The following is a 20,498-nucleotide window of genomic DNA, read 5'->3' as shown; positions in this document are numbered from 1 at the left end:
CGAATCGGCGCCGGGGCCATTGCGCTCGATCAAGCCGGCGCGCGGCAACCGGCACGGAAATGTGACGTAAAGCGCAAAACACGCACAAAGTCAGGCGAATCAGCCGCCAACGCCTAAGACATTCATCGACTTCAAAGCGCGGCCGGGCTTGGAGATACTTGCAGGGTTGCTCAAGTTTCCAGCTCAACACTGCAAGCGTTGCAGGGAACTTGACGGTTTACGAATGGATCAGCGCCAGCGTGACCATGCGTGATTATTGAACCTGACCCCCAAGATCCTGGAACTACATGAACATTCGCTTTGCTGCTGTCGGCGTGGTTTTCCTCATGGGCACCGGCCTGGCTGTTGCCGAATCCGGTAAGGCCAACACGCCGTTCCAATACATCGACATGCCGGTCAAAGAGGTTGCCAACCGTGTTGGCGTACAACCCAACCAGGCAAACAACATCGTCTTCGACAGCGCCGATCGCCATGTGCTTCTGGAGTCGAATGGCGGCACCGTCGACTATGTCGACGTGGAGTTCACCAATACCCCGCCGTGCAATCCGCAAAAAGAGATCGAATCGGAAGCCGTACTGAAGTCGCTCGGCCTCAACCCGGCCGAGATGGAACTGGCCATCAAGCAGCCCGGCAATCACACCTACTACGACCACAAGCGCATGCTCAAGGTGGGGGTTTCCTGCAACTACGAAGGCGCTCCGCTGACCGCCGGCTTCAGCCGCAAGAACTATATGAACCTGACCAGCAGCGCGAAACAGTAACAACGGCGCAAAAGCCTGCTGCTTGAGTAGTAGAGGCTGCTCCTCGCGGCCGGCACAACCCACGCGTGCCGGTCCCCCGGGCCGGGTGGCGGCCCGTGTGGGCGCTCTGCAAATACGGAAGACGGGGCCGGCACAACACTGGGCGAAAAAACCGCGCGCCCTGCGTCAGGCCGACGCGCGCTGCTCCCGGTTCGCCAGGGGCCCCGCCTGCAGACGGACCGCCAGGGCCTCGATTTCCGCGGGCTTGAAATACAGCGTGCGGCACAGATGGCTCAGATCGAGACGCCAGATGCCCTCTTCCCGGCTTGCCGACGCCTTGTCGTCCGACCAGACCCAGACCATGCCGCGCACGAGCACATGGCCGCTGACGCGCAGCAAAGGCTCACTGCGCGAAGCGCTCGGAGACAGTGCCACCTCGCCGGCTTCCAGCAGCTCGCAATGGCCGGCGCCCCTGATTTTGCGCACGAACAGCAGGTCCTCCGGCACCGGCCCCACGGCAAACCCACAATCGATGTACGCCGTGCAGCGCTCGGCCTCGCATAGTTTGAGCAGTTCATCGGCCGACCTGGCCAGTCCGGTCAGCTCGTGCAGAAAGTCCAAGGCTTCAGCCGAGTCCAGCCACGCCTGCTGTCGATAATTCCTTTCCATCCTTCGCCTCCTCTGGCAGCGCCTATTGTAAAGGCTAGCAGCCGGAGAACCATGCGCGACGATTTTTGACGTCAGACAAAGGTGGCATGTCGGCGCACGGATCTGCCGCGCTTGTAGCTGGCGAGCCGACCTGATCAGGCCATCGCCGGCGAAAACACCTTGAGCCCCACCACCCCGGCGACGATCAGCAGCAGGCAGGCGATGCGTCCGGCGCTGGCGGCCTCGCCGAGGAAGGTGATGCCATAGATCGCCGTGCCCACCGCGCCGATGCCGACCCAGACGGCATAGGCCGTGCCCACCGGCAGGGTGCGCATGGCCAGCGCCAGCAGGTACAGGCTGAGGCCGATGAACAGCGCGCAGTACAGCGTCGGCCACGGCCGGGTGAAGCCTTCGGTCCGGGGAATGGCCGCGGCGTAACAGATCTCGCAAATGCCGGCGCTGATGAGAAACCACCAGCCGGCGCTGGTTCCAGTGAACATATCGACTCCCCTCCCCCAGAGAACCTGCTCACGATCTCGCGAGCTAAAGTCAGGCAAGGCGAAATCGGTTGAGGAAGCGGAGTTTGCTGGTTGCAAATGAGCATTCCGAAACCGATTTCAACGCAGCATGACCGACGCGCAGCAGATCGTGGGCAGGTTCTGAAATGAAAGCGGGCAGCACATCCCTGTGCCGCCCTGTTCCCAGCCCCAGGAACCCAGTAACGGAGAAGACGCCTCAGCCCTTGGCGGTGCGCTTCTTCTTCTCCGGATCGTCGAACGGCATCGCGTGGGCGATGGCCTTGACGTTGACGCTGCCGCGCACCTCCAGCGGGCAGCCCTGCTCGGCGTAGGGCACTTCCATGCGCGCGATGGCCATCGACTTGCCGGTGAGGCGCGAATACATGCCGCAGGTGATCACCCCGACCTGCTTGCCGTCGGCCCACAGGGTGTCGCCGCCGGCCGCCGCCTGTTCGCCTTCGAGCAGCACGCCGAAGATCCTGAAGCGCTCCTTGCCCTTGAGCCTTGCATGTTCCAGGCCACCGCGGAACTCGGCCTTGGTCGGCGACACGGTGAAGTCCAGGCCCAGCTCCCACAGGCTGTCGCCGGCTGCCTGGTCGGCGAAGGGATACATCTCCGAGTTGTCGTAGGGGAAGAACAGCAGGTAGCTCTCCACCCGCAGCCAGTCCAGCGCGGTGAAGGCGCAGGGGATGATGCCCATGGGCTGGCCCTTCTCGAGGATGGTGTCCCAGATCAGCGGCGCATCGGCGGCCTTGCAGAAGATCTCGTAGCCGCGCTCGCCGGTGTAGCCGGTGCGCGAGATCATCACCGGGCAGCCGAACAGTTTGGTCTGCAGGTGGTGGAAGTACGGCAGCTCGCGGATTCCGGGCACGTGCTCGGCGAGAAAATCCACCGCCAGCGGGCCCTGCAGCGACAGGTCGTGCAGGTCGTCGTCGAACAGCACCGCCACCTGGCGACCCTGGGCCGAGCGCACCAGCATCTCGTAGCCGCTGCCGGCGCCGTGCACCACCATGAAGGCGTTCGGCCCGGTGCGGTAGATCACGCAGTCGTCGATGAACTTGCCGGCGTCGTTGAGGATGGTCGCGTACACCGACTTGCCCGGATACAGCTTGGCGATGTCGCGGCTGGTGGCGTACTCGAGCAGCGACTCGGCGTGCGGGCCGACGTAGTGGACCTTCTTCAGCCCGGACACATCCATCAGCCCCGCGCGGGTGCGGATCGCCTCGTGGGCGTCGGCCAGGTCGGTGGCCTCGTAGGTCCAGGCCGTGCCCATGCCGTTCCAGTCTTCCAGCTTGGAGCCCAGTGCGCGGTGGCGTTCGCTCAGGGCGGAAATGCGCCAGGAATTGGCCATGTCGTTCTCCTTGGATCTTTTTGTCGGGGCACGCCGGACCATCCGGCGCACGCAAGGCGGTAGAGGTAGGGTGGATAACGCCGCTTGCGGCTTATCCACCGAAGAAGTCCAGGGTGGGTAACGCGGCGCGGTTACCCACCCTGCGCGGGCAGCCGCTTCAGGCCGCCGCGCTTTCCGGATCGAACTGGCTGAGCCACTCGACCACCAGCGGCCGGTAGCGGGTCAGGCCCTTGTAGTCGGCGATGGCCTCGGGCAGGTCGCGCAGCACGCGGTGCAGACGCCGCGCCCAGGCCGGGTTGCTGGCCAGCTCCTCGAGGCTGATCAGGTAGGTGCGGATGCCGAACAGCAGCGCGTTGCTGCGCGGCAGACGCGCCATGTGCTGCAGCTCGACGCGCAGGTGCACCAAGCCGGCGACGTTGTCGGCCGTGACCTGGCCGCGCTCGTGGCCCCACTCGTGGAAGGTCTCCGAGGAGGTGTCCAGGCGCGGATTGATGGTCATGGTCCAGTTCAGCCGGCGCACCGGGCGCTCGACCGCGATGTTCAGCAGGTACTTCAGCGCGCGGTCGAACACGCCCAGCTCGGGGGCCATCGGCACCGGCGCGTGCCACTGCTTGAAGCTCATCCCGGCGTCGAAGGCCAGCGACCAGTCGGCCGGCCCGGTGACGATGCCGGCGTCCATGAACAGGTCGCCGTCGCGCTGGTCGAGCAGGGCGAAGTCGCCCTGCACCTGGCGGCCGATGTACTCCAGCGGCTCGTAGGGCAAGGTGTCGGCGTCGCCGAAGGTGAAGCGCTGGCGGAGGTCCAGGGCATGGTTCTCCCAGGTCCACTGGTCGCCGTCGCAGCTCAGGCGGAACAGCTCCGGGTAGTCGGCGGCCAGGTGGGTCATCAGCATTTCCAGCGCGTCCCAGCTCGCCTCGTGCATGTGCGGCATGACGATGCAGCGCTGCGGGTCCTTCTTCAGCACCCGCGCGCGCTCGGCGGTTTCCGAGCGGTAGTGCTCGTCGATGTCGAAGCAGTGCTCGAACACCGAGCCCGGCGCGCCGCTGCCGGCCGGCTCGATGTTCACCGAGTACATGTACTTATCTTCCGGGAACGGGAAGGGAAAGCGCGCGATGGCCTCGGGGCTGTTGCGGAAGGTGAAATCGTCCCGGTAGCTTTCCAGCGGCTTGAGGGTGACGGACATGACGGACTACTCCTTACAGATCAAGCAACAGGGCGCTGCCGCAACGGCCGCGGGAAACGCAGGGCATCAGCTGGTCGGCGCGCTCGGTTTCGGCGAGGAAACCGTCGCGGTGCTCCACCTCGCCGGCGAGGTAGCGCGTGGCGCACTGGCCGCAGACGCCGCCACGGCACAGGCTGGGCACTTCCACGCCCGCGGCTTCCAGCGCTTCGAGCAGACTGGCCTCGGCCGGCACCGCGATGCGCCGGCCGCTGTTGGCCAGTACGGCGACGAAGGGCTCACCCGGTTCGGCGGCGACGAAGGCTTCCCAGTGCACCCGGCCGGCCGGCCAGCCCAGGCTGGCGGCGGCCGCGCGCACGCCGTCGATCAGCCGCTGCGGGCCGCAGACGTAGACATGCGTGCCGAGCGGCTGCGCGGCGAGCAGCGCAGCCAGCTCCAGGCGCTCGCCGGCGCTGGCGTCGTAGGCCTGGAAACGCTCGCCCAGCCGCGCGGCCAGCTCGCCGCGATAGGCGTCGGTCAGGCCGCCGCGGCAGGCGTAGTGCAGCGCGAAGCTGGCGCCGCGGCGCTCCAGCTCGGCGACCTGGGCGAGGAACGGGGTGATGCCGATGCCGCCGGCGATCAGCAGGTGATGGCGCGCCTGGGAGTGCAGGGCGAACAGGTTGGCCGGCGGCGACAGCTGCAGGCGGTCGCCCTCCTGCACCTGTTCGTGCAGGTAACGCGAACCGCCGCGCGAATCCTCCTGCAGGCGCACGGCGATGCGGTACTGCGCCGGTTCGGCCGGATCGCCGAGCAGCGAGTAGGCGTTGCGCAGGCTGCGCTGCGGCGTCGGCAGGTGCACCAGCACGTGGCTGCCGGCGGAGAAGCCGGGCAGCTCGCCCTGCTCCGCCGCGAAGGTGAATTCGCGCACCAGCGGGGTCAGCTGGCGCACCGCCGTCACCCGCACATCGAGCAAGCGGTTCATGGCCGGCCCTCCCCGTGCGGCTGGTCCGGGTCGAGGCACACGCCCATGTAGGCGCCGAGGCGGCGGGAGAAATGCTCGCGCACCATGAGATGCACGCCGCAGCCGCGGCAGGTCACCGCGCTCTCGGCGCCGATGCTCTGCTGGGTGGCGCAGTGCACGCAGTACAGCTCGCGGCAGCTGCCGACCTTGACCAGCTCGATCTCCTCGGCCAGCAGGCCGCTGCTGCGCGCCAGACGATAGATGCGCCACAGGAAGCTCTCGTCGCCGCAGACGTACAGGCGGGTGCCGACCGGGGCCGACGACAACAGGCTCAGCAGGCGCACCTCGAGGCGATCGAACGCGCCGCAGCTGGCCAGCCCGCCGGTCCACGCCGCTTCACCACGCAGGCTGGCCAGCTCCAGCGGCTGGCCGTCGGCACTCAGTTGCCCATGCAGATCGGCCGCTTCTGCCAGGCTGGCGTCCTGGGTCACCAGCAGGCGCCGCCCCGCACCCGGGAGCGGCGGGACCGCGGCGTACACCGGCTTGCTGCGCATCACTCCAGCAGCTTCGACACTCATCTTCAGACCTCCCATGCCTCGGCGGGAACAGACGGCCAGCAAGCCGTCACACACCGCAGAAAATTACCCAAGAGAACATTTAGTTCCTAAAGGGAAAGCACGTTGCATGCCATTGTTTGGCATGCCATTGATCTGAAAAGGGTTTTACGAAGGCAGGGGAAATTTCACGCCTGCACGCCCGCCAGCGCAGCCCGCGGCGTGCACAACGCTTGCGCACGACAGACCGAAAAGGGGCATTGGCGGGGCGGAACGGGGGCAATAAAGAAGTGATGGCAGCCGCCGGCATGCCGGCGGCTTGGCCGGGAAGGCTTACTCGGCGTCTTCGTCCTCGGCCTCTGCTGCGGCCAGCAGGCTCTCGTAGGCCGGCGCGGCGTAGATGCCCACCTCCACCGCCAGCGCCAGCACCCGCGGCAGGTCCGCGGTGTAGACCAGCACGCACTGCAGCTCGTCGTCCAGCGGCTCGCTGAAGTCGACCAGCACGTAGCCGCCCTTCTCCGGGTACAGCGCGCTGAGCTGCACCTGGATGCGGCGCAGCGCGCTGAGCAGGTCGGCCTTGGCCAGCTGCTTGGCGGTCAGCACGAAGGGCACGCCGGGGCCGAAGGAGTCGCGGATCTGCTGGAACAGCTCGCTGGGGCTGTCGCCCAAGAACAGCACGGTATCCGGCAGGCTGCCGACCACCACCCACTCGCCGAGCGGGATCGGGAAGTCGTCGTCGTAGTTGATGTCCGGGTTGGCGGCGAGGAACGCCTGCGGATCGGCGTAGGCCTGGGCGGCCTCGTCGGCGATGCGCGCGATGTCGTCGTCACGCATGCAGCCCGAGCTGATCAGGGTGATCAGCTCAATCAGCTGGTCTTTCATGGAGAGGTCCTGTGGGAGCCAAGAAAATTCGCCGGCATTTTCGCCGATGCCGCGAGCCGGCGGGAAAGTTATTCGCCGCCCCATGCGCACGCGCCTGGCGGATAAATGGCCTACCGACCGGGACGCCGGTCACAACATCGCAACCTTGCGCTGTTCCAATGGCGGCTCTGGATAGGGACCCTGGGAATCGTCGATGACCACCACTAGCGCGCTGACGCACCTGCTCAAGCCCATGCCGCCGCTGGAGGCGGACACCAGCATCGCCGATGTCGCCGACCGCCTGCTCACCCCCGAGTGCAAGGCCTTCCTGTCGCTGCCGGTGGTCGACGGCGCTGGCCGTCCGCTGGGCCTGATCAGCCGCTATACCCTGCAGGACATCTTCATGATGCGCTTCGGCCGCGACCTGCACGGACGCAAGCCGGTGGGCGAGGTGATGAACGCCGCGCCGCTGGTGGTCAGCCTGGAAACCAGCCTGGAGGAGGCCGCCCACACCGTCACCTCGCAGCTGCACTACCCCATCACCGAGGAGTTCATCCTGGTCGACGCCCAGGGCTGCTACCGGGGCCTGGGCACCGTGCTCGACCTGCTCAAGGCCATGGAGCAGCGCATCGCCCAGCGCAACGCGGTGCTGCGCAAGACCCTGGTCGATCTCAAGGAGTCCCAGGCCCAGCTGGTGCAGTCGGAAAAGATGGCCTCGCTGGGCCAGATGGTCGCCGGCGTCGCCCACGAACTGAACACCCCGCTGGGCTACGTGAAGAACAACGTGCAACTGCTGCGCGAGCTCAAGCAGCCGCTGCTGCAGCTGGCCGACACCCACGGCACCCTGCTCGACTGCCTGCATGCTCCGGACTGCGACGAGGCGCGCCTGAGCGCCGCGCTCGGCGAGGCCATCGAGGCCCGCGAACAGGCCGCGCCGGAACTGCTCAAGGAAGACCTGCAGCAACTGTTCGGCGACACCCTGTACGGCCTCGAGCAGATCGGCGAGCTGGTCGTCGGCCTGAAGAACTTCGCCCGCCTCGACCGCGCGATGAGCGAGGACATCGACCTCAACGACTGCGTGCGCAGCGCCCTGGTGATCGCCCGCAACAACATCAAGGACAAGGCCGAGGTCATCTCCCAGCTCGGCGATCTGCCGCGCATTCCCTGCGCACCGTCGCAGATCAACCAGGTGCTGCTCAACCTGTTCAACAACGCCGCCCAGGCCATGGAGGGCTTCGGCCGCATCCTGGTGAAGACCTGGGCCGACGACGGCGCCGTGCTGATCTCCGTGCAGGACAGCGGCAAGGGCATGCCGCCCGAGGTGCTGGCGAAGATCTTCGACCCCTTCTTCACCACCAAGCCGGTCGGCCAGGGCACCGGCCTCGGCCTGTCGATCAGCTTCAAGATCATCCAGGACCATGGCGGCAGCATTCGCGTCGCCTCCGAGCCGGGGCGAGGCACACGCTTCCTGATCCGGCTGCCGCGCCCGCAAGCGCCCCACCTTCAGGAGAGTGCCTGACATGAACGCCCCGACCCGCATCCTCTTCGTCGACGACGAAGAACGCATCCTGCGCAGCCTGGCCATGCAGTTCCGCCGCCAGTACGACGTGCTCACCGAAAGCGACCCGCGGCGTGCGCTGGAGCGCCTGAAGAGCGAGCCGGTGCAGATCATCGTCAGCGACCAGCGCATGCCGCAGATGAGCGGCGCGGAGTTTCTCGCCCAGGCCAGCGAGATCGCCCCGCACAGCCTGCGCATCCTGCTCACCGGCTACTCCGATCTGGACGCCGCGGTCGATGCGCTCAACAACGGCGGCATCTTCCGCTACCTGACCAAGCCGTGGGACCAGCAGGAGATGGCCTTCACCCTGCGCCAGGCGGCGGAAATCGCCACGCGGCAGATGCCGGCACCCGGCCTGCCGGAAGCGGCCACCCTCGACGTCGGCCTGAACATCCTGCTGCTCGATGACGATGCGCAAACCCTGTCCACGGTCGACAGCTTCTGCACCGCCGGCGGCCATCGCCTGCTGCGCGCGCGCAACCTGTCCGAAGCCCTGCAGCAGCTGAATGCGGAAACGGTCGACCTGCTGATCAGCGACCTGCGCCTGGCCGGCGAGGAAACCGCGCCGCTGCTCAAGACCCTGGCCCAAGCCCACCCGCAGCTGCTCAGCCTGGTGGTCACCCCGTTCCAGGACACCCAGGCCCTGCTGCGCCTGATCAACGAGGCGCAGATCTTCCGCTACCTGCCCAAGCCGATCCGCCCGGGCCTGTTCGAGAAGGGCCTGAGCGCCGCCGCCCGTCAGGCCCAGGCCTGGCGCGCCCAACCGCCACAGGTGATGACCCGCCTGGCGGAGGCGCCGAAGGAAGACCGCGAGCGCAACAAGGTCGGCAACCTGATGGGCATGCTGGGGCGCCTGCGCGAACGCCTGAGCGCCTGAGTCGCCAGCCGACGCCGCCCCGCCCCGCCCCGCCCCGCCCCGCCCCGCCGTCAACGGCGGGTCTGCACCTGCCCAGAAAGTTCCCCACCTCGCGGCGGCACACAGCCCCGCCGCGATGCCTCTTCGCGGCAAGCACGCCCCATGACAGTGCATAAGCACGGTCTCCGCTAGATCCCTCGAACACTTAAAAATATCCACAACAAACGGCAAGTAATTGTTTCTAAATGGTTTTTTGAAGTTGGCAAGGCAAATGCATAAGCCCAATCAGCTTATTCCAAAGCTGTCACCGACTTACAAGCCGGGGAAATGAACACTCGGCTCCACCATTAGGGACACACACCATGCTCAAGAAACTGACCCTCGCCATCGCCGCCGCCAGCGCCGTGACCGCCAGCAGCTTCGCCGTCGCCGAAACCGTCAACAGCCCCGTTGGCGACTTCGACGTCAGCATGAACGTCGGCCTGGCCTCGGACTACATGTTCCGCGGCATCTCCCAGACCCAGGGCAATGGCGCCATCCAGGGCGGCCTGGACGTGGCCCACGAGAGCGGTCTGTACGTCGGTACCTGGGCTTCCAACGTCGACTTCGGCGACTCCGTCGATGGCAATGTGGAGTTCGACTACTACCTCGGCTTCGGCAACGACATCACCGAGAACGTTTCCTACGACCTGGGCTGGATCAAGTACGACTATCCGGGCAACAGCTCCCTCAACTACAGCGAGTACTACGGCAGCCTGACCGCCTACGGTTTCAAGGTCGGCGCCGCCTACTCCGACGACTTCGCCGATGACAACACCACCCTGTATTCCTACATCGGCTACGAGTACACCCTGCCCTACGAGATCGGCCTGGCCCTGCAGTACGGCAACTACGACTTCAAGGACCCGACCTTCTTCAGCAACAGCGGTAACGACGAGGACAGCTACAACGACTGGTCGATCGGCCTGACCAAGACCCTCGCCGGCCTGGACTTCGGCCTGACCTACACCGACACCAGTCTCAGCGACGACGAGTGCAGCAACTTCATCGGCAAGGACGACTACTGCGACGCCAACTTCGTGGTTTCCGTGTCCAAGACCCTGTAAGCCGCTTTCCCGGCCGACAGCAAAAGGGGCGCCATTCGGCGCCCCTTTTGCATTCACGCGCAGCGCTACTTGAGCAGCCCCTCCTCGCGCATCGCCTGCTGCACCGACGGGCGCTCGGCCATCCGCAGCTGGTAGGCCGCCAGCTCCGGCCAGGGCGCCAGGTCGATCTTCATGAAGCCGGTCCAGCTGACGATGGTGAACAGGTAGGCGTCGGCAATGGTGAAATGGCGACCGCACAGGAAGGCATTGCCCTTCAGGGCCTGGTTGACCAGGCCCAGGCGCAGGGCGACCCGCTCGAGGACGGCGCTCCGCCACTCGGGAGTCACCGCCGGGTTGAACAGCGTGCCCAGGCCCTTGTGCAGTTCGCTGCTGATGAAGTTGAGCCACTCCAGCACGCGCCAGCGCTCCATGCTGCCGACCGGCGGCAGCAGGCCGACGTCACCCTTGAGTTCGGCCAGGTACTGCAGGATGACCGCGTCCTCGGTGAGCACCTGGTCGTACTCCAGCTCCAGGCACGGCACGTAGCCCTTGGGGTTGATGGCGTAGAAGTCGCCACCGCCCTCGATGGTGTGGGTCTTCAGGTCCACCTTGACCAGTTCATGGGGCAGGCCCAGTTCGCACAGCACGATGTGTGGCGCCAGCGAGCAGGCGCCGGGGGTGTAGTAGAGCTTCATATCGTTCCTCCTCGGGCAAAGCTGAAGCGCGACCTGATGTGATTTCCAGACCGCCAAGGTGTTCTTGCACAGCCCTAAAGGGTAGCTGAATCGCTCCGGATCGCTGCTGACCGCGGACACGAGTCGATGGCGCAGAGCAACTACCCAGGCCTGCTCAGCACGGGGGCATCCACGGCGGATTTCCGCCACCAGCACCCGGGTAGCGGCGTCATTTCGCCACTCCACCCGCAAATAAACGGCCCAAATGCCAGTCAATGGCGCAATACGACTTTTGGGTACAGCTTTTGCAACAATCGAGAGATAAAAGACAAGACGAAGACATACAGGAAAAACATCATGCAAAGAGCCTGTCATCACCAACTGCGCGAAGCCTTCCGTGCCCTGCTCGCCAGCCCCGCCTGCTACCACACCGCCTCGGTGTTCGATCCGCTGTCCGCGCGCATCGCCGCCGACCTCGGCTTCGAGGTCGGCATCCTCGGCGGCTCGGTCGCCTCGCTGCAGGTGCTCGCCGCGCCGGACATCGCGCTGATCACCCTCAGCGAATTCGCCGAGCAGGCCACCCGCATCGGCCGCGTCGCCCGCCTGCCGGTGATCGCCGACGCCGACCACGGCTACGGCAACGCGCACAACGCCATGCGTACCGTCATCGAGCTGGAGCGCGCCGGGGTCGCCGCGCTGACCCTCGAGGACACCCTGCTGCCGGCCCAGTTCGGCCGCAAGTCCTACGACCTGATCGGCGTCGAGGAAGGCGTCGGCAAACTGCGCGCCGCCCTGTCGGTACGCGACGATGCGGCGATGGCGATCATCGCCCGCACCCACGCCGGCGTGCAGCCGCTGGAGGAAGTGATCCACCGCACCCAGGCCTACCAGGCTGCCGGTGCCGACGGTATCTGCCTGGTCGGTGTGCAGGACTGCGAGCACCTCAAGGCCATCGCCGAAGACCTGCACATCCCGCTGATGCTGGTCACCTACGGCAACCCGGAGCTACGCGACGACTGCCGCCTGGCCGAGCTGGGCGTACGCATCGTGGTCGACGGCCACGGCGCCTACTTCGCGGCGATCAAGGCCACCTACGACAGCCTGCGCGAGCAGCGCGGCATCGCCGCCGGCAACGGCCTCAGCGCCTCGGAGCTGGTGACCAAGTACACCAACCCCGACGACTACATCACCTGGGCGCGGGAATACATGAACGTGAAGGAGTGAACCGCAGCGGGGACGGACTCAGCGGCCGCCTGGCAGCGCGCCGATAGGCCACGCCGTCTTGCGGCCGGCTAGGAAAGCTGGCGGATGCTCGCGGCGATATGCCTCACCACCGCCGCATCGCTCCAGTAGGCCTCGTGACTCAGCGGATTCCACGACTTGATCAGGGTGCCGACCAGCCCTCCGCCGGCGTTGACCTCCACATCCTCCACCAGCTGGTCATAGGACGGGCTCAGCTGGCGCAGCGGCCAGCCCAGTACATCGTCCTCGTCGAAGAAGTTGATCCAGCGGAAGCCGCCGGGCGGTGCGTTGATCGCCTCGATGCTCGGGTGGCCGGCGACGAACAGCGGAATGTTGCAGCCGGTGGTGTACAGCCGCCGCAGGGTCTGCAGGCGGCGGAAGCGGTCGCGCTCCGAGCCTCTGGCGACGCCATCGCTGCGCGTCCCGTGCCAGACGCCCACGCTGGCGCCGGACGGGCGCTGCGCGTCCCAGATATAGCTGGAGATCACCTGGCCGCCGAGCGACTGGGCGACGATGACCAGCGGCAGCGCACCGGCCTCGTCGAATACCTCATCGAGGGTGTGCAGGATCATCTGCTGGGTACGCAGATAGGGACTGGCGTGGGCCTCCTTCTTGTACTCCAGAGAGGCCGCGTCGGAGAAACCGTAGAGCAGGAACTTGCGCAGCTTCATCCAGTCCAGCTGGTGACGCATGCGCCTGAAGATATCCTCCTGGTTGCCCTGGATGATGTTCTGGTAATACAGCGCCTTGAACACCACCCGGCCCCACAGCGCTGCGCCCACTTCATCCCTGAGCCGCCCGTAGAAGTCGGCGTGGTAGTCCCTCGGCGTCTCGCCCATCCCGTGGATGGTCAGCACCCCCAGCGTCTTGGCCATGCCGCTTCTCCTCTGCACGCCGCCAGGCAGTGGCGGCATGTTCAGGCTAGCGGCAAGCGACTCTGCGCGCCGGACAGCTCGTCGTGCAGCCACTGCACCCGGGCCACCGCCGGCGCGACCACCCCGCTGCCGAGCACCTCGAGGAAGCTGCAGGCCGCATAGCCGCGCGCCGCCGTCTCGTAGCGCTCGACCCAGTCGCGGCGCGCGTGCAGGCGCTCCGGCGCCACCGGCCAGACGCCGGGACGCGGCTTCAGGTGATGGGCGACACCCATGCGCCAGGGCTTGGCGCTGAGCCGCGCGCGGAAGCACTTCTGTCGCTGGCACATGCGTGCGTACATGGGATCGACACCCAGCGCGCTGAAGCAGTGCGCCACCGCCGGATCGTCCGCGGCGAAGGTACGGTGGGTGGCCAGCGCGCGCAGGCCGGCGGGAGTGCGGTACAGGCGAAAGCTCCAGCCGGGGTTGCGCTCGATAAAGCGCAGGATGCGCTTGCGCGCGGTGGCCAGATGGCCGCCGTTGAGCTCCAGGTACAGGCGATGCACCCGTCCGGCCAGCAGGCCCGAGGCCAACAGCGCGATCAGCAGCACGACCGCCAGCACCTGCACCGACTCGCTCAGCCAGCCGGCCAGCAGGCCCAGCGCCGCCAGCGCGGCGAACACGCCGATGGCGAAGCGCAGGCTGGGCTGCTGCTCGAAGTCGATGTCGGCGAACAGCACGTCCGCGGTGTTCAGGCAGCGCGCACCGTAGGAATTGCGGGTGATCAGCACGTCGTCGTGGCGCGCGACGATCTCCTCGCGGATCGGCACCCCCTCGGCGCCGTTGTAGGGCACCTTCGGCTCGCGGCGCGCCAGCTTCTCGCCGTCGCGCAGGCCGTCCAGCGCCTCCTGGGCACGCCGCTCGGCGTTGGCCTGCGCCTCCGCCTGGCCGACGTCGGACCAGCCGAAGCGGCGCACGGTGATCTGCTTGCCGTTGCGCCGGTGCTGCGCGCGGGCCTCGGCCCAGTATTGTGGAACGATCACTTGCTACCTCTGCATTCTTGTTCTTGTTGGATCAGGCGATCACTGCGCCCGTGGCGCAGAGCATATGCGCAGGCACCGGGCGCCGTCACTCCGGGCGGCCGCTATCCATAGGTCGCAACGCGGAGCACATCACCCTTGCATCCGGACAGATCCGGGCGCATATCTTGAAAAGTATTCCCCCACCCTCGCGGAGGCGACATGGCCGGCGGCTGGACCAACGACGGAGCGGTACAGGAACAGATCGACAGCACCATCGAGGACGCCATCGCCCGCGCGCGCAGCCAGCTGCCGCGCGGCGAGAGCCTCACGCACTGCGAGGAATGCGACGCGCCCATCCCCGAGGCGCGCCGCCAGGCGATACCCGGCGTGCGCCTGTGCGTCGCCTGCCAGAGCGAGCACGACAAGCAACAGGCGGTGTTCAGCGGCTACAACCGCCGCGGTAGCAAGGACAGCCAGTTGCGCTGAAACGGCCCCGGACCGAAGGGGCCGGCAGCCCCAGGGGGGCACTCAGTCTTACTCGTCGACATGTGCCAGTCGGAAGACATCGTCGCGCGGCACATAACGTCCAGCCTCCACAGCCCAGAAGCGGCGCCCCCTGCGGCCTTGCAGAAACGCCCGCCGCCGCTCCAGCCGCTCATGGCCGACCACGCTTTTCGAGACGGTGTAGCGTACCTCCCCGCGCGGATCGAGGATGAGCGTGGCGCCGCCGTGAAACGAGAACCCCGGGCCGTGCTCCGACGCCGCGACCCGACGCTCCTGGGTGACTTCCGCCACCAGATCGAAGAGCACCTGGCGGTCGGGACCGACACGACGGGCGGTGCGGATCGACTGGATGCAAGGCAGGCTGACCCGGTCCCCGCCCAGTCGCGGATCATCCGCCGCCACCAGTCCGAACTCCTCCAGCCTCTCCGTGTGGCAGATATAGCGGCCCAGCTCATGGGCCTGCCGGCGCAGCTCATCGAGGCTGGCGGCATGTCCGGGGTCACCCCGAAAACGCAGCGAGGCGAAGTCGAGATGGGCGACCGGCGGCAGCTCCAGCCTCGGCGGGCGCCAGAGCAAGGCGTCCTCGGAGAGGCTCGCCACCAGATGCGGATAGATATTGCGCCGCCGGAAACTGTCGATGAGCGCCCCGCGATAGTCCCAACTGTCGTCCGGCACCGCGTCATGATCGGCGGTGATCAGGGCACGCAGGTAATCGCCGAAACCGATGGCCACCGGCGGGCAATAGTCGATGGCGCGGATGCAGATGCCGAGGAACTCGCCGGCCAACTGGCTGGCCTTTTCGGCCAGCAGTATCTGCAGGTCATGCGGAATCTCCCCCGGCGGCAATATGCCGCTGCCGTTGCTGGCCAGCCGGATCAGGCGCTCCGTCTTGCGCGCGAAGATACGGGTGAAGGCCTCGAACACGGCGCTCACCAGTACCGTCCCCAGCTCATGGGCTTCCAGTTCCGGGTCATACAGTCGCGGCTTTTCCTGATCGGCTTCTATCGCACAGCGCAAGGCACCGCCGTGCCCGGTGGTATGGCCGAACTGCTGCGCCAGTTGGGTGAGCAGCTGCGCGTGCGCCAGCTCGCCCTTGCAGCGGCGGATCGCCGTGATCAGTACGCTGCGGTAGCTGAAGTGCTGGAAGATCGCCACCAGATCGGCGAAGGCCTCATGGAACGCCGGCACGTCCGGCCCGACGGGAATGCAGAAGCGCGGGCGCAGGCCGTCGAGCAGGGCGTGGCTGACCTCATGGGCGATGATGTCGTGGGACAGGCAGGTGAACACGTAGCCCCCCGGCAGGGTGGCGTCGGTCGGCTTGGCGTCGGCCCTGTAGTAGCCGAAGCGGATCCCCCCCTCCTGCCCGTCATGGCTGTAGTAGGCGTTGCGCTCTTCCCCGTAGTGGGGATACAGGCGTAGCCGGGCCGGCTCGTGGGCCTTGCCGAACCCCCAGGCCGGATCGCGCCCCAGCGCCTGCCGGAAGCTCAGGTATACCTTGCTCGCCACCGCATAGACCATCTGCTGATGGAAACGCGGATCGGAGGGCGAGGGAGCGTAGCCATCGGCGATCAGGACATTGCGCTCGTCGAGCTCGGCGCAGCGGTAGTCGAGACCGAGCTGGACATCGTGGTTGTCGACGTGGAACAACCGTCCCCGGGGCCCCGGATCCAGCGGCTCGTAGGGCACCTCGAGGGTAGCGATGGCGCCGTCGAGCCGCGGCAAGGATGGATCCACCGTGTAGATGCGCAAGGGACGGTACAAGGGATCGCCCGGCTGTCGCTCGTAGGGGAGATTCGGCGTCCAGCCGAATGCTTCCCCCAGCGTGTAGCCCATCGCGGCGTCAGTCCCGGCTCCTCCGGACCCGCCTTGCGCCGCCCCTGCCACCGCGTCATCCCCCATGGCGCGCCAGCTGGCCGACCAGCCGTTGCAGTTGCCACAGCGTCTGCATCAGCAGGACGTTGTCCACTTCGAGCGGCTGCTCGGCTTGCCGTGGCTGCAGCAGGCTACCGCTACGGGCCTGCTCGACACAGTCGAGCAGGGGGTGTTGCCGCGGCGACGGGCCGAAGTCGGCCTGGATCATCTGGAGGAACTGCTCGTGGGTCAGCCCCTCGATGCCCGCATCCAGCACGCGCGTGGCATGCACACTGAACTCGCCATGCCCATCACTTTCCCACGCCACCTCGTCGTCGCGGCAGGCGGCGAACTTGATGTCGCGCATCAGCTCGGCACCGCCATTGCCGCCATGCCGCGCCGCCCGCCCCAGCCGTTGCCGAAATAGCACGTGGGCCTGGTTGATCTCCGCCGTCGCCGGCACGAAGCGGCGGCGCGCATCCCGCGCATGCAGCGGCCGACCGCCGCTGGAACCGACCGCGAAGCGACTGTTGGTGCCCGAATGGCAGCAATCCATGAAGCAGGTAAGGTTCACGCCTTCGGGCAACCGCGCGAACACCTCGGCGATGTCGTCGTCGATGTAGAGCGCACCGCTGGCGAAGTCCACCGGACAGAGCGCCTCGTCACGGCTGTCGCTTTCATCGCCGTCGAGGTCGGTCACATAGGTGCCGTGCCCGGAATACTGGAAGACGATGACATCGCCCGCCCGGGCGTTTTCCACCATAGCCCGCAGGCTGCGGTCGATCGCCTCACGCGTGGCCTGGCCATCGAGCAACAGCGCGCTGGCAAACCCGAGCCGGCTCAGGGAGCTGGCCCACATCCGCGCATCGGCCACGCAACCGGCCAGACGATGCCGGGGATCGGGGTAGTCATTGATACCCACGCAAAGCGCGATGCGCCGCCCTCCCACGACCGTGGCTGCCGGGCCGGCAACGACGGGTGCAGCCTGCAACGGGGTCGAAGTCGGCAGCGGCGGGGGCTCGGCCGGCAAGGCCGCATGGGACGGCTCGAACTCCTCCGGCCAGTCGATATCGTCCGCCCAGTTCATCTCGGCAGTGGACCTGCGCAGCCTGGCGGGATAGCCGTCGATCACACCATCATCCGGCAGGTCGAGAATCCGCCGCACGGCGCTGTTCATGGTCGGCGGATCGTCATCGAAATCGCCATGGGCGGTGGCATGGCTGGCCGAACGACCGCTGTCGCTCGACGACATCGACCAGACGACTTCACCAGCCCCGGCGGGGTGACCATCCAGGCAGAACAGCCGCTTCAGATCGGCGTCCGCACGCAGACACTCTTCCAGGCCGAGTATCGGTGTACCTCGCTTGTCTTCCAGCGCGTTGAAGATCAGGTAGAGCAGAGACTTGCGATAGAGCTGGGCGCAGTTGTCATCCTTCTCGTAGTGCTTGTTCATGGTGAACAGCGTCAGCTTCCTGGCCACCTTGCCGGCATCGAGCAGCCCGAGCAGCTGATCCTTGAAGGTATCCACCCGCACGGCAGGCGCGAAGAACTGCAGCGTGTCGAACACGGGCACGCCAAGACTGTGCGCCGCCGCCAGGAAGTGGCTGTGGAAGATCGCGCCGGCGCTGTGGCCGATGGCGTGCAGCTCGATCTCGCCGGGATGGGCATCGCAGAAGGACTTGAGCCTGCTGGCGACCTGCCAGGCGCCGCCCAGCTGCGGCTGCGCCGCACGTTCGGCACTCAGCTTCATCTCGCCCCAGATCTTCGGTCCACGCAGCGGCTCGGCCGCGCTCTCGATCAGCAGATCATTGGCCGAGTCGATGAAGCCGCGCGGACTGCCGAACACCGCCCGCTTGAGCATCTGGCCGATGGACTCGAACAGACCGGTCTCCCAGACGAAATAGATCGGATAGACGCCATTGCGCATCCACCAGTCGATGTGCTTCTCCGCGATGGCCAGGCCGCTGGACTCGCTGACCAACCCGCCATGGGCATAGAACAGCAGGCGCAACTTGCGGTTCTGCGCCCTGGCCTCCGCCAGCGCCCTGACCAGGTGCTCCTCGAAAATGGCGTCGACATCGGACTCCGTGGTGCTGATCCTGCCGCTGGCCGAGAATCGCCCCAGGGACAGGTTGATCACGTGGGGCTGCAACGCGGTCAGACGCTGCGGCGACAGCTCGCGCCGCCACTCCGCCACCTCTTGCTCCTGCTCCTGCCGCTCGACGGCAGCGCTGGCTGCGGCCTCGACATCGTCATGCGCCAGCTCGGCGTCGGCAGGATCGTCGGCCGCGGCGCTGACGCGCGACAAGGCCTCGATCGCCTCCCGGGTGGCCAGGCTCCGCTCTTCCGGAAACGGTCCCTCGCCCACTCCGCCGGCGACCATGGCCCGGCTCAGCCCGCGGCCCTGGGCACGGATCTGATTGACCGCCGCCACGACATCGTCATAGACCAGACTGCTGCCGGGGCAGGACTTCGCCGACATCGAGTTGTGGAAGCGCAGACTGGTGACCGGCAGATCGAAACGCTGCTGAACCAGCGCGACCACCCGCAGCGCAGTTTCACGCTGGGCGCCGACGAGGGAATCGTGGCCCTGGTCGAAGTCGCCGATCATCTCGAACATGAACGGGCCGAAGGCGGAATTGCCGTTATGGCCGGCCGCACTGGCCGGTGGCCGGTTCCAGTTGCGTCCCAACCAGATGAAGCCCTCGGGATCGATGGTGATGTGCTGGGCGATATCGCTCCACCCCTTCTCCTGGGTATGGAAGCGCCACATGCCGACGATGGTTTCATGTCCCTTGAAATCGCGATGACTCGGCCGCCAAGTATGGTGCATATGCACCGCATCGACTTGCCGAGTGAAGGGAAACTGGAGCAACAACGCTGCAAATTGCTCCAGAGTAATTCGCTTGAATACTGGGGTAGCCATGATGATCGGCCTCCTGAATGCGCTTGCGCGCGGTGCTAGGCCATCTGGAATCTAGACGGCCACAGGCACCTGACAAGGACGCGGAAGGGCCGGTCGTCGCCTCAGGCAAAGCTCAGAATCAAGCAGAAGAAGCACTCATTGCGGAAATAGCCATTGGCAATCAAGAGACCTGCATGACGCGATTTGCTGGCCGTTGCAGCACGTTCAGCCGGGGGCTGCGCATTCCAGGAAACCGGCGCGCGCCTCTGCGCGGGGGCACCAGGTGGACATGTTCACGATGTACGCATCCCCCTTCAGGCGCTTGAGGGCATTCAGCAACTGGTTGGCCTGCCCCCGGTCGACGGCCACCACGACACTCCGGTAAGAGCCCTGCCGGTAGTAAATGCTGGCATTATTGATAGCGACCTTGCGCGCCACCATTTCCGTTTCGTGCCTGGCTTCCGGCAAGGTCGCATCGCCCCCGAAAACCACCGCCCAGGATTCAGCAGAAGCCGGACTGGCAACCTGATACTGCTGCACGAATTCGGTATTGGCGGCGATGCTCTGCTGCAATGAGCTCTGCACCCGAGAGGCAGCGGGCAGAACCTCTGCGTTGACACTCGCCAGTTCGGAAATCCGCTTCTTCAATTCGACGTCGGCGATCTGCAGATTCGCTTCTTCGAGGGCCTTTTCAAGCTTCGCGTTCTGCACCTTGAGATCAGCGATGGTTGTCTGGGCCGCCACGAGATCCTGGTCCTGCTGGGAGACTTTCACCTTCCACTGCAACCCGACCATGCTGCCACTTTCGAAACCGGCACTGACCCTGAGGAATCCCCACAAATCTACCCCAGCACCTGTGCCTGCTGATGCACTTCGTCACGCAGTCGGTACTCGATAGCGGCGAGCACATGCCGGGGTAGCGCCCCGGCGTGCCGCCTCAGGTATTCGAGGCCGACTCGCCACAGTGACAGGACATGCTTTGTCTTGACGCTGTTAGACTGATAGCGGCGCGCCTCTCCGGATTGCCGGGCATACAGGCCGGCCAGGTAGAGGGCATAACAGGCCAGCGCCGCGATCAGCAGCAGAATCTCGATGCGGCGCGGGCAGCGCGTGCGGTGCAGGTCCAAGGCGAAGCCGAAACGCAGGCTCTTCACGTCG

Annotated in this window: 19 protein-coding genes and 1 pseudogene; 6 read left to right on the top strand and 14 right to left on the bottom strand. The window is 66.3% G+C overall.

The genetic code is table 11. The annotated features are described in order from the left end of the window. Nucleotides 1-287 precede the first annotated feature (287 nt). Complete coding sequence (locus BM297_RS20320) at nt 288-761, top strand: hypothetical protein (RefSeq protein WP_092435398.1); 474 nt, start codon at nt 288-290, stop codon at nt 759-761. Between the two features lie 165 nt (nt 762-926). Here BM297_RS20320 and BM297_RS20315 read toward each other — a convergent pair whose 3' ends face one another. From BM297_RS20315 to BM297_RS20285, 7 genes are all read right to left on the bottom strand, one after another. Then, nucleotides 927-1,409: a hypothetical protein gene (locus BM297_RS20315; RefSeq protein ID WP_092435395.1), complete on the bottom strand. Its 483-nt coding sequence runs from the start codon at nt 1,407-1,409 to the stop codon at nt 927-929. 134 nt (nt 1,410-1,543) lie between these two features. Next, the gene (locus BM297_RS20310; protein WP_092435392.1) at nt 1,544-1,888 is read right to left on the bottom strand and encodes a DMT family transporter; all 345 of its coding nucleotides are present in this window, start codon (nt 1,886-1,888) and stop codon (nt 1,544-1,546) included. 235 nt (nt 1,889-2,123) lie between these two features. Beyond that, nucleotides 2,124-3,257 (bottom strand): aminomethyl transferase family protein, encoded by a 1,134-nt coding sequence (locus tag BM297_RS20305; RefSeq protein WP_092435390.1) that lies wholly within the window; start codon nt 3,255-3,257, stop codon nt 2,124-2,126. 157 nt (nt 3,258-3,414) lie between these two features. Then, nucleotides 3,415-4,440: a heme-dependent oxidative N-demethylase family protein gene (locus BM297_RS20300; RefSeq protein ID WP_092435387.1), complete on the bottom strand. Its 1,026-nt coding sequence runs from the start codon at nt 4,438-4,440 to the stop codon at nt 3,415-3,417. A gap of 13 nt (nt 4,441-4,453) precedes the next feature. Beyond that, nucleotides 4,454-5,398 carry a PDR/VanB family oxidoreductase gene (locus BM297_RS20295; protein WP_092435384.1) on the bottom strand — a complete coding sequence of 315 codons (945 nt, stop codon included), beginning with the start codon at nt 5,396-5,398 and terminating at the stop codon, nt 4,454-4,456. After that, nucleotides 5,395-5,955 carry a dimethylamine monooxygenase subunit DmmA family protein gene (locus BM297_RS20290; protein ID WP_139231100.1) on the bottom strand — a complete coding sequence of 187 codons (561 nt, stop codon included), beginning with the start codon at nt 5,953-5,955 and terminating at the stop codon, nt 5,395-5,397. The genes BM297_RS20295 and BM297_RS20290 overlap by 4 nt, the downstream gene beginning before the upstream one ends. Nucleotides 5,956-6,264: 309 nt before the next feature. Beyond that, nucleotides 6,265-6,813, bottom strand: a complete 549-nt coding sequence (locus BM297_RS20285) for a hypothetical protein (protein WP_092435378.1) — start codon at nt 6,811-6,813, stop codon at nt 6,265-6,267. A 193-nt stretch (nt 6,814-7,006) separates the two neighbouring features. Between BM297_RS20285 and BM297_RS20280 the strand changes: the two genes are divergently transcribed. The 3 genes from BM297_RS20280 (at nt 7,007) to BM297_RS20270 (ending at nt 10,312) form a co-directional block, all read left to right on the top strand. Then, nucleotides 7,007-8,311, top strand: coding sequence for an ATP-binding protein (locus BM297_RS20280; RefSeq protein WP_092435374.1), 1,305 nt, complete (start codon nt 7,007-7,009; stop codon nt 8,309-8,311). Between the two features lies 1 nt (nt 8,312). After that, a complete protein-coding gene (locus BM297_RS20275; protein WP_092435371.1) occupies nt 8,313-9,227 on the top strand; it encodes a response regulator in 915 nt (304 codons plus the stop codon). Between the two features lie 341 nt (nt 9,228-9,568). Further along, nucleotides 9,569-10,312 (top strand): TorF family putative porin, encoded by a 744-nt coding sequence (locus BM297_RS20270; RefSeq protein ID WP_092435368.1) that lies wholly within the window; start codon nt 9,569-9,571, stop codon nt 10,310-10,312. A gap of 65 nt (nt 10,313-10,377) precedes the next feature. Here BM297_RS20270 and gstA read toward each other — a convergent pair whose 3' ends face one another. After that, complete coding sequence (gene gstA, locus BM297_RS20265; protein WP_092435365.1) at nt 10,378-10,986, bottom strand: glutathione transferase GstA; 609 nt, start codon at nt 10,984-10,986, stop codon at nt 10,378-10,380. Between the two features lie 336 nt (nt 10,987-11,322). On the opposite strand from gstA, the gene BM297_RS20260 reads away from it, so the two are divergent. After that, entirely contained in the window at nt 11,323-12,189 is an 867-nt protein-coding gene (locus BM297_RS20260) for an isocitrate lyase/PEP mutase family protein (RefSeq protein ID WP_092435362.1), read from the top strand. A gap of 68 nt (nt 12,190-12,257) precedes the next feature. Here BM297_RS20260 and BM297_RS20255 read toward each other — a convergent pair whose 3' ends face one another. Both BM297_RS20255 and BM297_RS20250 read right to left on the bottom strand, forming a co-directional pair. Then, a complete protein-coding gene (locus BM297_RS20255) occupies nt 12,258-13,082 on the bottom strand; it encodes a hypothetical protein (protein ID WP_092435359.1) in 825 nt (274 codons plus the stop codon). 41 nt (nt 13,083-13,123) lie between these two features. Further along, nucleotides 13,124-14,101 carry a hypothetical protein gene (locus BM297_RS20250; RefSeq protein WP_092435356.1) on the bottom strand — a complete coding sequence of 326 codons (978 nt, stop codon included), beginning with the start codon at nt 14,099-14,101 and terminating at the stop codon, nt 13,124-13,126. A gap of 198 nt (nt 14,102-14,299) precedes the next feature. Here BM297_RS20250 and BM297_RS20245 point away from each other — a divergent pair, with 198 nt between their 5' ends. After that, a complete protein-coding gene (locus BM297_RS20245; RefSeq protein ID WP_092435353.1) occupies nt 14,300-14,566 on the top strand; it encodes a DksA/TraR family C4-type zinc finger protein in 267 nt (88 codons plus the stop codon). 48 nt (nt 14,567-14,614) lie between these two features. On the opposite strand, the gene BM297_RS20240 is transcribed toward BM297_RS20245, so the two are convergent. The 4 genes and pseudogenes from BM297_RS20240 to BM297_RS21945 all read right to left on the bottom strand — a co-directional run. Continuing rightward, on the bottom strand, nt 14,615-16,417 hold the full coding sequence (locus BM297_RS20240; protein ID WP_092435350.1) for a gluzincin family metallopeptidase: 1,803 nt from the start codon (nt 16,415-16,417) through the stop codon (nt 14,615-14,617). Between the two features lie 55 nt (nt 16,418-16,472). Beyond that, nucleotides 16,473-19,268, bottom strand: a complete 2,796-nt coding sequence (locus BM297_RS20235; RefSeq protein WP_175526701.1) for a caspase family protein — start codon at nt 19,266-19,268, stop codon at nt 16,473-16,475. 297 nt (nt 19,269-19,565) lie between these two features. After that, a complete protein-coding gene (locus BM297_RS20230; protein ID WP_092435344.1) occupies nt 19,566-20,135 on the bottom strand; it encodes a hypothetical protein in 570 nt (189 codons plus the stop codon). A 47-nt stretch (nt 20,136-20,182) separates the two neighbouring features. After that, nucleotides 20,183-20,498 (bottom strand): annotated as a pseudogene (locus BM297_RS21945) (IS4 family transposase); the annotation flags it as partial.

The organism is Geopseudomonas sagittaria (assembly GCF_900115715.1).
Lineage (GTDB): Bacteria > Pseudomonadota > Gammaproteobacteria > Pseudomonadales > Pseudomonadaceae > Geopseudomonas > Geopseudomonas sagittaria.
This window is presented reverse-complemented; position numbering and strand designations above follow the sequence as displayed.